Source organism: Corallococcus sp. AS-1-12 (assembly GCF_020036995.1).
GTDB lineage: Bacteria > Myxococcota > Myxococcia > Myxococcales > Myxococcaceae > Corallococcus.
Window position 1 is genome coordinate 220,340 of the sequence record NZ_JAIQDD010000002.1, and the last position, 12,736, is coordinate 233,075.

The following is a 12,736-nucleotide window of genomic DNA, read 5'->3' on the forward strand; positions in this document are numbered from 1 at the left end:
GCCGCCAGGGGCGGGACCGTGATAAAGGGCCACGGCGTGCGTACCTTCTGCATCAAGTGTCTGCGTCCTGAAAGCGCGTGCTACTGCGCGCATGTCCCCCAGCTCCAGACGCGCACGCGCGTGGTGTTCCTCCAGCATCCACGGGAGCGGCGCGTGGCCATTGGCACGGCGCGCATGGCGCACCTGTCGCTGACCAACTCGGAGCTGCACCGGGGCGTGGACTTCACCGGTCACGCGCGGTTGGAGGAGCTGGCGAAGCACCCCGAGCGCGTCGCGGTGCTCTTCCCGGGCGAGGACGCCATCACCGTGGAGGAGGCGCGGGCGAACCCGCCGGAGACGCTCATCGTCGTGGACGGCACCTGGCCGCAGGCGAAGAAGGTGGTGATGCGCAACCCGGTGCTGGCGGCGCTGCCGCGCATCGGCTTCGTGCCGCGCCGCCCGAGCAACTACCGCATCCGCGCGGAGCCGGCGGACCACTGCGTCTCCACCATCGAGGCGGTGGCGGAGATATTGGGTCAGTTGGAGGGCAAGCCCGAGTACTTCGACCGCATGCTGGGCGCGTTCGAGTTCATGGTGGACACGCAGTTGGAGCGGCAGGAGACGCGCACGGGGCCCAACCGCCGCCGCATCTACAAGAGCGAGTGGCGCCCGCCGCTGGAGCTGCGCTCGCTGGCGGACGCCGCGGACCGGCTGGTCCTCTTCTACGCGGAGGCGAACGCGCACCCGCTGGAGTCGGGCATCCCGCCGGAGCTGGTGCACCTGGTCGCGGTCCGCTACGCCACGGGCGAGCGCTTCGAGGCGGTCATCGCGCCGGAGCAGCCGCTCGCGCACAGCACGTCGCTGCACGTGGAGCTGCCGGAGGAGGAGCTGCGCGCCGGTGAGCCGCGCGCCCGGGCGCTGGCCCGCTTCGAGGCGTTCCTGCGCCCGGACGACGAGCTGACGGTGTGGACCACGTTCGCCCTGGACCTGCTGTGGAACGGGGGCCTTCAGCGCAGGGCCGCGCGCAACGTGCGGCTGGCCACGGCGCGGGCGCTCAAGGGCAAGGCGGGCGGCGTGGAGCAGGCGGTGGGGCTGCTCAAGGCGCCGGAGGTGGCCACGTGGGCCCGGGGCCGCGCGGGCCGCCGCATCAGCGCGCTGGAGTCCGTGACGCGCGAGCTGGTGGCGCGTGGCAACGCGACCGAGCCGCCCGCGAAGCTGCCTCGGACGGGCTCCGAGGGCTGAAGGCGGCTACTGGCCCAGACGGGCGGTGCCGACGCTGGCTTCCAGCGTGGTGGAGCCGGCGCGCCAGGGACGGGCCTGCTCGCGGACCCAGCGGCCCAGCCGGGCGATGAGGTAGCAGCCCACCAGCAGCGCCACGGACACGCCCATCGCCGCCGCCATGCCCAGCCGGGGACCGATGCGCTGCGCGAGGCCCGCGATGTCCGCCCAGCCGTACACCACCGGCAGGTGCAGCACGTAGATCCACAGTGACAGCCGTCCCAGCGGCGCCAGCAGACCGCTCACCCGCCGCGGCAGCAGGTTCACGACGCCCAGCACCAGCAGGCCCTGCGCCACGCGGTACATCACCATCGTGGGACTGGTGGGCGTCCACTCCACGGGCACCCAGCGGGTGAGCGCCAGCAGCGCTCCTCCCAGCGCGAGCAACGCGAAGCCCTGCGCCAGGCCCGGCTTGAACAGGTGCAGCAGGTGCGCGGCGAACGCGCCCGCGAAGAAGAACCCCGCCCAGGGGAAGAACGGGAAGCGGCTGCCCTCCCCGTTGCCAATGAACTGCTGCAGCGGCACCGGCAGGTGCGCGCCCGCGGCCCACATCCCGGCGCTCGCCAGGGGGATGCCCACCGCCAGCCCGCCCAGCAGCAGCGCCCGCGCGCCCCGGTGCGGCGTCACCACCAGCGCCATCGCGCCCAGCAGCAGCGCCGCGCCGATGCATTGGAGCGCATCGAACTGGAACACCTTGCGCAACATGGCGTCGGAGAAGCCCAGCTCGCGCACCGCGCCCCAGCCCGGCCAGTGCAGCAGGTATCCCAGGAAGAGCAGCAGCAGGGCCCGGCGGAACCGGCGGCCGAAGGAGTCCTTCGCCGCGCCCGGCTTCGTGCCCAGCGCCATCACCACCGCCCAGCCGCTCACCAGCAGGAACAGCGGCGCGGTGATGCCCCGGAGCTTCCAGTACTCCTGGACCCACGGATGGTCCCGGAACGCGGGCGCCAGCAGCGCGTCCAGCGTGTGACCCATCACCATGGCGAGCACGGCCAGCCCGCGCGCGCCATCCAACGCGGGGTGCCGGGTCTGCCGGAAGCTGAGCGAGGGACCGAATCCTTTCAAAGCGGACCCGAGCATAAGCCCAGCCATGGGCCTCGTCTCCAAAACGCACCCACCGTGGGGGTCGGCAGGCGTGGAAACGACCCGGATTTTCACTCCCAGCCCAGGTCACGCCCTCGGCGGTGGATGCTACAGGACGGATGCATGTCCGCCCGTGCCGCGCTCGCCGCCCTCGCGCTCCTCGCCGCTCCAGCCTCGGGCCGCGCCGCGTCTGGCGATGACTGGTTTGGCCGCGACAAGCCCAGACACTTCGCGGCGTGCGCGGCGGCCACGGGCGTGGGCTACGGCGCGGGCGCCGTCCTCTTCGATTCGCCCGGCGCGCGGGCGCTCAGCGGCGTGGGGCTGGGATTGGGCGTGGGGTTGGGCAAGGAGGTCTACGACCGGGCTCGCGGCAGCGTCTTCTCCGTGAAGGACCTGGCGTGGGACGCCGCCGGCACCGCGACGGGGCTACTGGCCTCGTTCCTCGTGGACCGGTTCATCACCGAGGTGCTCCTGCCTCCCCGGAGCGTCGCCGTCGCTGGCGGCGGGAGCGTCCGGGCGCGCGCGGCGCTCCACGAACTTCAGGAGCAGGTCGCGCTGGAGCCGGGGCTCCACCAGCAGCAGGCGGCCTTCGGGATCATCGGTGTCGGAGACGAGCACGGTGACCTGGCGGCGCGGGCACTGGTTCATGCAGCCGGTGGGCGTGACGCGGACCTGACCGGCGAGGCCCCGCTCGGCCAGCTCGCCCTGGAGCCAGCGCGGCAGGTCCTGCCCGCCGCTCCGGGCGCTCTTCCCCAGGCACTTGCGGCAGACGAGCACGTCCACCTCCCGCCCCTTGCCGCCCGTGTCTCCATCCTGCATCCGCCGTCCTCCGTGGCGCTCCGCTTCCAGGCGGATGCGCCGCTGCGTATCGCCGAAAACCTCAAGAAGAGGTAGCGGCGCGGGGAGGGTTCCGCAGGAGCCGTGGGCCGCGTCCGCCGGGCCGCCGTCCAGGCGGGCCCTGACGGACTGATGGAATGGGAAAGGCCGCGCCGTGGGTGCGACGTTCCGTCGCGAAGCCAGCCGCCCGGAGCGCTGGTACGGTGCGCTCCGCGACGCATCCGGGAGGCGCTCCACATGACGCGAAATCGACTGCTGTTCGGGTTCACGCTGTCCGCGTTGGGCCTCGGCGCGCTCGCCGGTTGCGAGCGCTCCCCTGACAAGGCTCCGGAGGCGAAGCCGCCCGCGCCCGCTCCGGTGGCGGAGCAGGCCCCGAAGCCTCCGGCGCCGGATGCGGAGGCCGTGGCGAAGCTGGCGGCGCACTTCTTCCAGGCGCCTCGCAACGCGGCGCCGCTGCCCGAGGACACCGCGGAGCAGGTGGCCTTGGGGCGCATGCTCTTCCACGAGCCCCGCCTGTCGAAGAACCACGACGTGTCCTGCAACACCTGCCACGGCCTGGACACCTTCGGCGTGGACAACAAGGCGCTGTCGGAGGGCCACAAGAAGCAGAAGGGCAGCCGCAACTCGCCCACCGTCTACAACGCGGCCCACCACATCGCGCAGTTCTGGGACGGCCGCGCCGCCACGCTGGAGGCCCAGGCGGAAGGGCCGATGATGAACCCGGTGGAGATGGCCATGCCGGACGCCAGGCGCGTCGAGGCCACGCTGTCCTCCATCCCCGAGTACACCACGCGCTTCCGCGCCGCCTTCCCCAAGACGGGCAAGCCCGTCACGCTGGCGAACGCCGCCCGGGCGCTGGCCGCCTTCGAGCGCACGCTCACCACGCCTTCCCGCTTCGACCGCTTCCTCGCGGGGGAGCACGCGGCCCTGAGCGCGCAGGAGCAGCGCGGCCTGGAGGCCTTCGTCACCACCGGCTGCACCACGTGCCACAACGGTCCGGCGGTGGGCGGCGCGTCGTTCCAGAAGCTGGGGCTGGTGGAGGCGTACCCGGCCCTCACCGACGCGGGCCGCTTCGACGCGACGAAGAACGAGGACGACCGGGGCTACTTCCGCGTGCCCACCCTGCGCAACGTGGAGATGACCGGGCCCTACCTGCACGACGGCAGCGTGAACGACCTGCCCACCATGGTGCGCCTGATGGGCCGCTACCAACTGGGCCGGACGCTGAAGGACGGCGAGGTGGACGACCTGGTGGCCTTCCTCAAGAGCCTCACCGGCGAGCTGCCCCCCGCCGAGCGCATCTCCGCGCCGCCCCTGCCCCCCAGCACGAAGCGCACGCCCAAGCCGGACCCGTCGTAGCTCGCAGGAAACGTCGCGTCCCGCCCGGCGGGTGCTAAACCCTCGCGCCCATGACCTTCTTCTTCCATCTCCACTCGGGTCTTCGCTACCTGGTGCTGTTGTCCGGTGTCCTCGCGCTCGCGTTCTTCGCGTTCGCGGTCGCCACGAAGCGCCCGTTCGACAAGGTGGGGCGCATCATCGGTGCGTCCTACTCCGGCTTCCTGCAGTTGCAGGTGCTGGTGGGCATCGCGGTGCTGGTGACGCGCGGGTACTACCCGGCGCTCATCGGGCACATCGTGATGATGATCCTCGCGGTGGGCGCCATCCAGGGCCCCCTGTCCGCGAACCGCCGCCGCACGCCGCCCGGCTACGTGCTGCCCCTGGTGGGCACGCTGGTGTCGCTGGCGCTGGTGGCGGGCGGCATCCTGGCCATCCGCCCGGGCCTGTTCGCCTCCACCGCGTTCTGAGGCCCGCGTGGGGCGGCGAAGCGGCTGGGGCCTCCAGCCGCCTCGCGAGGCCTCCCGTCAGCGACGGGCGCGCCGGCGCAGGGCCAGGGGCGTGAGCAACGCGAGGAGCGCGGGCAGCAGGCCCGGGCTCGCGCTGCAACCGCCGTCATCCTCGTCGTCCCCGGACGGGTCCTGCTCCGGGCCCGCGTCCGGGACAACGCCCGCGTCCGTGGTGCCGGTGCCCGCGTCCACGCCGGTGCCCGCGTCCACGCCGGTGCCCGCGTCCACGCCGGTGCCCGCGTCCGGAGTCCCACCCGTGTTCGCGGGGCAGTCACCCAGCGAGTGCTCCAAGGCCCCCAGCGTGGCCGAGGCGGGCCGGGCGCGCGCGCAGAAGTCCTCCGGCGCCAGCGTGTTGCGCGGGGCCGCGCCGATGAGCGACGACACGTCGCCCTTGAGGGTCAGGTCCCCCTTGAGCGGGGCCACGTACCAGGACGCGAAGGTGCTGGTGGCCACGCCCGACCGGTTGTTGCTTTGGGTGCCGGTGGCGCCGTCGCGGTTGCGGATGACGCCCGTCAGCACGTTGCCCACGGCCTCGCCGGTGGACGCGGCGTAGCGGTAGTCCACGCCCGTCGTTCCGACGAACGTGTTGAACACCACGCGCGTGTTCGCGGCCTTGTTCAGGTACACCGCGACGTCCGAGCAGTTCGCCACGATGTTGTTGCGGATGACTCCGTCCGTGTGCTCCGGCGAGCACGGCACCTGGGGGTCGAAGGCCGGCGCGCAGAACTCGTTCCCCGTCCCGCCTCCGCCGAACGACAGGCCGATGCGCGTGTCCCCCGCGGGCTGGTCCTTCACGCACAGGACGCGGTTGCGCTCGAACAGGCCGCGCTTGCCGCCGCTCTTCATGAAGGCGCCGTAGGAGATGCCGCCCTGCTTGGAGAAATCGTGCAGCTCGTTGTCGCGGACCACCCAGTCGTCGCCGGTGTCGATGTTCAGCTTGGTCACGGGCGTGGACGTGGCGCGCGCGTGCGTGTCGTAGATTTCGTTGTTCTCGATGAGGCCCCGGTGCGGCATCTCCCACACGCCGCTGCCGTTCTTCGTCGCGTTCACCTTGAGCTGCGCGTTGAAGTCGCGCACGCGGCTGTTGCGCAGGACGAAGTTCTCCGCGTGGCCGGTGACGTGGAAGGCGTGCTCACAGGCCTGGTCGGTGGAGCAGATGCCCTCCACCGTGAGCCCGTCGAAGGTCCAGTAGCGGCCGGACACCTTGAAGCCCTCCTGCGCGTTGAAGCGCACGACGGCCGCGTGGCGGTTCTTCGCGCGCACGATGATGGGCGCGGCCTGGGTGCCCTCCGCCGCGCAGTTGAGGTTCGCGTTGACGGTGTACGTGCCGTCCTCCAGGACCAGCTCATCCCCGGCCTTCGCGGACGAGAGCGCGGTCTGGAGTTCGGCCACGGTGGTGATGCTCTTCACGGCCGCGCCGCCCGTCAGGGGCAGCAGCAGCAGGGTGAGGGAGAGGGTTCTCATGGGGGGCTCCTGGGGGAGGAGAAGGGGGCACGGACGTTAGCGGATCCCCCCGCCGGGCAGGCAGCCGGGCGTGCGCAGGCATTCCGGCCGCTAGGGAACCCGCCTTCGCGTGAACACCTGTCGTCCCATGGCCCGTCAACCCAAGGACTCAAGGTGGAGCCGTTCCGTGCTGGGGGTTTCTGCGCTGGCCGGGGTGCTGCTCATGGCCCCGGGCGCGTTCGCGCTGCCGTCCCCGGGGCAGTCGCTGCCGGCGTTCTCCGCGCACGACCTGACGAACGGGAAGCACGCGAGCGATGAGCTGAAGGGGCGGCCCACGCTGATGGTCGTCATCACCGACAAGGACGCGGGGAGCCAGATGCGCGGGTGGTTCGACGCGGCGGACCAGCACGTGCCGGACACGGTGCACCGCCAGTCGCTCATCGCCCTCAAGCTGCCGTTCTTCGTCAGCGAGGGCGCCGCGCGGGGCAAGGCGAAGGGTCAGGTGCCCCGGGAGTTCTGGGAGGACACCTGGCTGGACAAGAACGGCGGCATGGCCAAGGCGCTGGGGCTCTCCTCCAGCGAGACACCCTATGTCCTGGCGCTGGACGCGCAGGGGCGGGTGCTGGCCAGCGTCCACGCCACCGTGGACTCGCCGGATGCGCGGACCATCTGGTCCGCGCTCCGGCAGTGACGCGGGGAGGCTAGTAGCGCCCGCCGCTTTCGAGGATGGCCTGGAGCTGCGCCTTGTCGTTGGAGAAGGGGAACGCCTGGTACAACTGGTAGCCGTTCTGCGGATCCAGCAGCGTGGGCCGCATCAGGCGCACCACCTCCAGCTTGTCGTTGGAGAAGGAGAACTGCCCCAGCACCGACAGGATGTGCGACACGAGGAAGTTCTCGTTCGGGGCCACCTGCGACAGGATGCGCAGCTTCTCGCGCGGGAAGGACTCGCGCACCATCGCCTGGGTGATGCTGCGGAACTGCTGGTCGGAGATGGGCCGCACCACCGGCGGCGGCGGCGGCATCGGCGCCGGCTGGTTGATGACCACCGGGGGCAGGGGCGCGGCGTCGTCCACGTACTCGCTCAGCTTGTCCACTTCCTCCATGGCGTTGCGGATGCTGTCGCGGCCCTTGGCGTCCCGGGTGCGGGACATCGCGTCGCGCAGCGCCTTCTCCAGCCGGTCGATGCGGCGCTCCATCTGCTCACGGTCGACGACGATCTGGTTGCGCTGGGGCACCGGCTGCGGCATCGGATGCGGCGTGGAGTGTCCCGGGGGCGGGGGGCGGCGGAACTCGGCGCCGCCAGCGATGTTGACTGAGTCCGCCGCTTTGGTGGGCGCCGTCTGGGCCAGGGCAGCGGCGGAGGACAGCAGGACGACGGCGAGGGTCAGGGCCTTCATGGTGTGCATCCTTGGGGGTGTTCGTGCTTCGTCCCATCTGACGGGACAGAGGCCCGCTCATTCAAGCCCCCTGGCGTCTTCCCCACGAAGGCCCTGCCTGTTCAGGGCGGCTCAGCCGCGCTTGGAGACGACCTGGCCGTCCGCGCCAATCTCGTAGACGAGCGGCACGCCGGTGGCGAGTTCCAGGCCCACCACCGTCTCGCCGGACAGCTTGTCCAGGCGCATCACCAGGGAGCGGTTGGAGTTGCCGTGCGCCACGACGAGCACGTTCTTGCCCTGGCGCAGGTCGCCCGCGATGGCGCGGTCGAAGAAGGGCAGCACGCGCTTCGCGGTCATCTCCAGGGACTCGCCGTTGGGGGGCGGCACGTCATAGGAGCGGCGCCAGACGTGGACCTGCTTCTCGCCGAACTCCTTGGCGGCGTCCGCCTTGTTGAGCCCCTGCAGGTCGCCGTAGTGGCGCTCGTTGAGGGCCGCGTCGCGGATGACGGGCGGGCGCTGGCCCAGCGTGTCCAGCAGGATGGCGAGCGTCTCCTGCGCGCGGCTGAGGGCGGAGGTGTAGGCGACGTCGAACTTCAGGCCCTGGAGCGCTTCGGCGGCCTTGCGGGCTTCGTTCCGGCCCTGCTCGGTGAGGGGCACGTCCACGAAGCCGGTGAAGCGGTTCTCGTGGTTCCAGAGGGACTGACCATGACGGACGAGGGCGAGGATGGGCATGGCCCCCCTGCTAGCCCAACCGGGGGCGGGGGGAAAAGAGGCAAGCCCCGTCCACCCGCCCGGCCCGTCGTCTTGCGGCCACGCGCCGGGGCGCGTTCAGCCGGCGGCCTGGGTCTCCTGCTGGAGGCGCTCGCAGACGGCCGCCACCGCGCTCAGCGTGTTGAACAGGTCCACCATGCCCACCTGGAGGCCCAGGTCGTCCTCGATGCGGTTGGCCAGCATCGTGGCCAGCAGCGAGTTGCCCCCCACCTCCAGGAAGTGGTCCTCCGGCCGCACGGCGTCCACCCCCAGCAGCTCCTGCCAGTACCCCGCCAGCCGCGCCTCCATGGGTGAGGGGACTGCGCTCTGTGTGCTCATGGTGGGCTCCTGCCGGGTGGGCGCTCGAATGGCCGTAAAATGAGGAAAATAGAACTACCGCGTCAAGACTGGGCGCGCCAGGGCAGGCAGGCGGTCTTCACCGTTCCCCGGGTTCCGGGGTTCCCTGGCAGGCTCGCGAGCCATGGACCACGCGAACGAGGCCGGAGCGGCCGCTGGGGGGGAGGACGCCCCCATGGCGGTGGCGGTGGTGGGGTTGGCGCTGCGCTTTCCGGGGGCGGCGGACGCGGGCCAGTTCTGGCGCAACCTGGTGGGCGGGGTGGACTCCATCACGCGGCTGGACGCGGCGGGGCGGGCGCGGCTGGGGCTGCCCCAGGGCGACGAGTGGATCACCGCGGCGGGGGTGCTGGAGGAGGCGGAGGGCTTCGACGCGGCGTTCTTCGGGTACCCGGCGCGCGAGGCGGAGCAGATGGATCCGCAGCACCGGGCGCTCCTGGAGTGCGCGTGGGCGGCGATGGAGTCCGCGGGGTACGCGCCCCGGGGCCGGCCGATGCGGGCGGCGGTGTACGCGGGGGCGGGGTTCACGACGTACGGGGGGCGGGACGTGGCCGCGGGGCTCGCGGGGGCGCTGGGGCTCTCCGGGGACTTCCTGGCCACGCGGGTGTCGTACGAGCTGGACCTGACGGGCCCGGCGATGACGGTGCAGTCGGCGTGCTCCACGTCGCTGGTGGCGTTGCACCTGGCCTGTCAGGCGCTGCTCGCGGGTGAGTGCGACCTGGCGCTCGCGGGAGGGGTGTCCATCCGCACGCCGCAGTTGGGCGCGCACCGCAACCAGGAGGGCGGCATCCTGGCGCCGGATGGGAGATGCCGGCCGTTCGACGTGAACGCGGCGGGCACGGCGGTGGGCAATGGCGTGGGGGTGCTGGTGCTCAAGCGGCTGGCGGACGCGGTGGCGGACCGGGACCCCATCCGCGCCATCGTGCTGGGCACGGCGCTGAACAACGACGGGGGCGGGAAGACGGGGTTCGCGGCGCCCTCGGTGCAGGGGCAGGCGGCGGTCATCCGCGAGGCGCTGTCGGTGGCGGGGGTGTCGCCGTCGGACGTGTCCTACGTGGAGGCGCATGGGACGGGGACTGCGTTGGGGGATCCCATCGAGGTCGCGGCGCTCAAGCAGGTGTTCCACGGGGTTGCGCCGGGCGCGTGTGGCCTGGGCGCGGTGAAGAGCAACTTCGGGCACCTGGACGCGGCGGCGGGCGTGGCGGGGGTCATCAAGACGGTGCTGTCGATGGAGCACCGCACGCTGCCTCCGACGCTGCACTTCACGAAGCCGCATCCGATGCTGGAGCTGGAGGGCAGCCCCTTCCAGGTGGTGGCGAGCCCGCGTGCGTGGGAGGGGCCGCTGCCGCTGCGCGCGGGGGTGACGGCGCTGGGGATTGGGGGCACGAACGCACACGTGGTGTTGCAGGAGGCGCCGGCCCTACCGGAGACGGACGCGCCCCGGCGCGGTGAAGAGGTGCTGCTCCTGTCCGCGAAGACGCAAGGGGCGCTGGAGCGGATGACCGCGGCGCTCGCGGAGCGCTTGCATGGGGCTTCAGGCTCCTGGCTCGCGGACGTCGCTCATACGTTGCAGGTGGGGCGTGCTCGCTTCCCCTGGCGCCGCTTCGTCGTGGTTCGCCACGGGGAGGACGCGGCGGCGTTGCTGGAAGGGCGGTCCTCCGTTGGTGAGGAGGCGCCTCCCCGGATCCGCACCGTGTTCGACGAGGGCGAGTCTCGCGGCGTGGCCTTCCTGTTTCCGGGCGGTGGCGCGCAGCGGGTGAACATGGGCGAGGCATTCCTTCGCGAGCCCGCGTTCCGCGCGGCCATCGATACATGCGCGGAGTGGCTTCGCGGTCCCATGGGCGCGGACCTCCGCGACATCCTCTTCGCTGGCCCCGAACGCTTCGACGCGGCGGCTCGTGAATTGGACCGGCCGTTGTGGTCCCAGCCCGCGCTGTTCGTCTGCGACTGGGCGCTCGCGCAGTTGTGGCTGTCGTGGGGCGTGAAGCCGGAGGCGTTGCTGGGGCACTCGCTCGGCGAGTACGTGGCCGCGTGTCTCGCGGGGGTGTTTACGCTGGAGGAGGCGCTGGGCCTCGTCGTCGCTCGCGGACGGTTGATGGAGGCGATGCCTCCGGGCGGGATGGTGTCCGTGCTCGCGCCCGTGGAGCAGGTCTCGGAGCTTGTGGGGCCGGCCGTGTCGGTGGCGGCCATCAACGGCCCGGAGACGTGTGTCCTCTCCGGGCCGCTGCCGGAGCTGGCGGCCGCGGAGCAGGTGCTGACGGCGCGGGGCATCGAGCACAAGCGGGTGCGCTACGCACGCGCGGCGCACTCCTCCATGATGGAGCCGTACCTGGAAGGCTTCGCTCGGGAAGTGGCCCGCGTGAAGCTCCGCGCGCCGTCGCTGCCTGTCGTGTCCAGCCTCACCGGCCGGTGGCTCCAGGAGCGCGAGGCGACGTCTCCCGACTACTGGGTCCGGCACCTACGGCACACGGTCCGCTTCTCCGATGCGCTGGGCTGCCTGCTGGAGTCCGGCGACCGTGCACTGATTGAAGTGGGCCCGGGCACGACGCTCACCGCGCTCGCGCGGCAGCACCCTGCGCGCAAGACGCAGCCCGTGCTGGCCACCCTGCCGATGAAGGGCGACGCGCCCGTGAGCGCCCTGGCGGCCCTGGGCGAAGCGTGGGCCTCGGGCGTGGACGTGGACTGGCAACACCTCCGGGATGGCGAGCGGCGCCGTCGCGTGGACCTGCCGACCTACAGCTTCGACCGTGAGCTCTACAGCCTGGACGATGCCGCGCCGAGCCCCGTCGCGCGCGACGCCATGTCGGTCCGGGCGAAGGCGACCGTGTCTGCGAAGGTACGGGCCCCGCGTCGCGGTGAGCGCGTGGCGCCCCGTGACGCCACGGAGCAGGCCCTGGTCGAGTGCTTCCAGGCGCTGTTCCGCCTGGACGGCGTGGGCATCCACGACGACTTCTTCGCGCTGGGCGGTGACTCGCTGGTCGCGCTCCGGCTGCTCGCGATGATCTCCGAGCGCTTCGGCAGGCGGCTCGCGCTGAAGGAGATGCTGACCGCGCCCACGGTGGAGCTGCTGGCGAGGAAGCTGGGTGGGCGGGAGGAGACCCTGTCCCTGCCACCCGGGGTCGCGCTGCTCCAGCAGGGCACTCGCGGTCCGCCGCTCTTCTTCGTGCACGGGGCCGGCGGTCAGTCGGTGTTCTACCGGGAGCTGGCGCAGGCCATCGACGCGGGCCGGACCGCCTACGCCTTCGAGTCCCGGGGCTTGGATCCGGACGGACCGCTGCACACGTCCGTCGATGAAATGGCGACGGCCTATCTGGAAGGACTGCGCGCGCTGCAACCCGTGGGGCCCTACCTGCTGGTGGGCGCGTCCTTCGGCGGGGCGGTCGTCTACGAGATGGCCCGCCGGCTGACGGCGGAGGGCCACGCGGTGCCGCTGTGCGCGATGCTCGACACGCCGGGCCCTGGAGACATCGCCCGTGCCCGGGCGGGTGGGGTGGGCTTCGCGCAGGAGCAGGTCCTCACGGATCCGGAGCAGCAGCGGCGGTACGTGCGCGTCTGGGAGGCGAACATGACGGCCCTGCGCGACTACCCCGTGCCCCGCTTCGAGGGCGGCACCCTCCAGTTCTTCCGCGCGGCGACGGTCATCGAGCACATGCCGAAGCACGTGGAGCTGGAGTGGCTGGACTCGGGGGCGGTGCTCCGGGTGGAGACCGTGCCCGGCGACCACCAGTCGATGCTCCTGGGCGAGAACGCCGTGGGCCTTGGCGCGAAGCTCGCGGCGTTCCTTCCGTAGGCGAC

11 protein-coding genes are annotated in these 12,736 nt (G+C 72.1%); 6 read left to right on the plus strand and 5 right to left on the minus strand.

Annotation, left to right across the window (positions count from 1 at the left end; genetic code table 11):
- Positions 1-36: 36 nt before the first annotated feature.
- Positions 37-1,221, plus strand: a complete 1,185-nt coding sequence (locus K8556_RS03340; RefSeq protein WP_223738545.1) for a tRNA-uridine aminocarboxypropyltransferase — start codon at positions 37-39, stop codon at positions 1,219-1,221.
- Between the two features lie 6 nt (positions 1,222-1,227).
- Here K8556_RS03340 and K8556_RS03345 read toward each other — a convergent pair whose 3' ends face one another.
- Positions 1,228-2,346, minus strand: a complete 1,119-nt coding sequence (locus K8556_RS03345) for an acyltransferase family protein (protein WP_223738546.1) — start codon at positions 2,344-2,346, stop codon at positions 1,228-1,230.
- A gap of 114 nt (positions 2,347-2,460) precedes the next feature.
- On the opposite strand from K8556_RS03345, the gene K8556_RS03350 reads away from it, so the two are divergent.
- The 3 genes from K8556_RS03350 to K8556_RS03360 all read left to right on the plus strand — a co-directional run bounded on the left by K8556_RS03350 (position 2,461) and on the right by K8556_RS03360 (position 4,979).
- Positions 2,461-3,231 (plus strand): hypothetical protein, encoded by a 771-nt coding sequence (locus K8556_RS03350; RefSeq protein ID WP_223738547.1) that lies wholly within the window; start codon positions 2,461-2,463, stop codon positions 3,229-3,231.
- 180 nt (positions 3,232-3,411) lie between these two features.
- Positions 3,412-4,533, plus strand: a complete 1,122-nt coding sequence (locus tag K8556_RS03355; protein ID WP_223738548.1) for a cytochrome-c peroxidase — start codon at positions 3,412-3,414, stop codon at positions 4,531-4,533.
- A gap of 50 nt (positions 4,534-4,583) precedes the next feature.
- Positions 4,584-4,979 carry a hypothetical protein gene (locus K8556_RS03360; RefSeq protein WP_223738549.1) on the plus strand — a complete coding sequence of 132 codons (396 nt, stop codon included), beginning with the start codon at positions 4,584-4,586 and terminating at the stop codon, positions 4,977-4,979.
- Between the two features lie 57 nt (positions 4,980-5,036).
- Here K8556_RS03360 and K8556_RS03365 read toward each other — a convergent pair whose 3' ends face one another.
- The gene (locus K8556_RS03365) at positions 5,037-6,482 is read right to left on the minus strand and encodes a chondroitinase-B domain-containing protein (RefSeq protein ID WP_223738550.1); all 1,446 of its coding nucleotides are present in this window, start codon (positions 6,480-6,482) and stop codon (positions 5,037-5,039) included.
- A gap of 166 nt (positions 6,483-6,648) precedes the next feature.
- On the opposite strand from K8556_RS03365, the gene K8556_RS03370 reads away from it, so the two are divergent.
- A complete protein-coding gene (locus K8556_RS03370; protein WP_223738551.1) occupies positions 6,649-7,152 on the plus strand; it encodes a hypothetical protein in 504 nt (167 codons plus the stop codon).
- Positions 7,153-7,162: 10 nt separating this feature from the next.
- Here the strand turns inward: K8556_RS03370 and K8556_RS03375 are convergent, their stop codons facing one another.
- The 3 genes from K8556_RS03375 to K8556_RS03385 all read right to left on the minus strand — a co-directional run bounded on the left by K8556_RS03375 (position 7,163) and on the right by K8556_RS03385 (position 8,926).
- Positions 7,163-7,858, minus strand: a complete 696-nt coding sequence (locus K8556_RS03375; RefSeq protein ID WP_223738552.1) for a DUF4476 domain-containing protein — start codon at positions 7,856-7,858, stop codon at positions 7,163-7,165.
- A gap of 111 nt (positions 7,859-7,969) precedes the next feature.
- On the minus strand, positions 7,970-8,569 hold the full coding sequence (locus tag K8556_RS03380; RefSeq protein WP_223738553.1) for a 2,3-diphosphoglycerate-dependent phosphoglycerate mutase: 600 nt from the start codon (positions 8,567-8,569) through the stop codon (positions 7,970-7,972).
- Between the two features lie 96 nt (positions 8,570-8,665).
- The gene (locus K8556_RS03385; protein WP_014394890.1) at positions 8,666-8,926 is read right to left on the minus strand and encodes a phosphopantetheine-binding protein; all 261 of its coding nucleotides are present in this window, start codon (positions 8,924-8,926) and stop codon (positions 8,666-8,668) included.
- Positions 8,927-9,068: 142 nt separating this feature from the next.
- On the opposite strand from K8556_RS03385, the gene K8556_RS03390 reads away from it, so the two are divergent.
- A complete protein-coding gene (locus K8556_RS03390; protein ID WP_223738554.1) occupies positions 9,069-12,731 on the plus strand; it encodes a type I polyketide synthase in 3,663 nt (1,220 codons plus the stop codon).
- Positions 12,732-12,736: the final 5 nt, after the last annotated feature.

What these genes read in the sequence shown, in the direction of transcription:
- K8556_RS03345 (WP_223738546.1), bottom strand. Translation starts at nt 2,346, where the DNA reads ATGGCTGGGCTTATGCTCGGGTCCGCTTTGAAAGGATTCGGTCCCTCG.
- K8556_RS03350 (WP_223738547.1), top strand. Translation starts at nt 2,461, where the DNA reads ATGTCCGCCCGTGCCGCGCTCGCCGCCCTCGCGCTCCTCGCCGCTCCA.
- K8556_RS03355 (WP_223738548.1), top strand. Translation starts at nt 3,412, where the DNA reads ATGACGCGAAATCGACTGCTGTTCGGGTTCACGCTGTCCGCGTTGGGC.
- K8556_RS03360 (WP_223738549.1), top strand. Translation starts at nt 4,584, where the DNA reads ATGACCTTCTTCTTCCATCTCCACTCGGGTCTTCGCTACCTGGTGCTG.
- K8556_RS03365 (WP_223738550.1), bottom strand. Translation starts at nt 6,482, where the DNA reads ATGAGAACCCTCTCCCTCACCCTGCTGCTGCTGCCCCTGACGGGCGGC.
- K8556_RS03375 (WP_223738552.1), bottom strand. Translation starts at nt 7,858, where the DNA reads ATGAAGGCCCTGACCCTCGCCGTCGTCCTGCTGTCCTCCGCCGCTGCC.
- K8556_RS03380 (WP_223738553.1), bottom strand. Translation starts at nt 8,569, where the DNA reads ATGCCCATCCTCGCCCTCGTCCGTCATGGTCAGTCCCTCTGGAACCAC.
- K8556_RS03385 (WP_014394890.1), bottom strand. Translation starts at nt 8,926, where the DNA reads ATGAGCACACAGAGCGCAGTCCCCTCACCCATGGAGGCGCGGCTGGCG.
- K8556_RS03390 (WP_223738554.1), top strand. Translation starts at nt 9,069, where the DNA reads ATGGACCACGCGAACGAGGCCGGAGCGGCCGCTGGGGGGGAGGACGCC.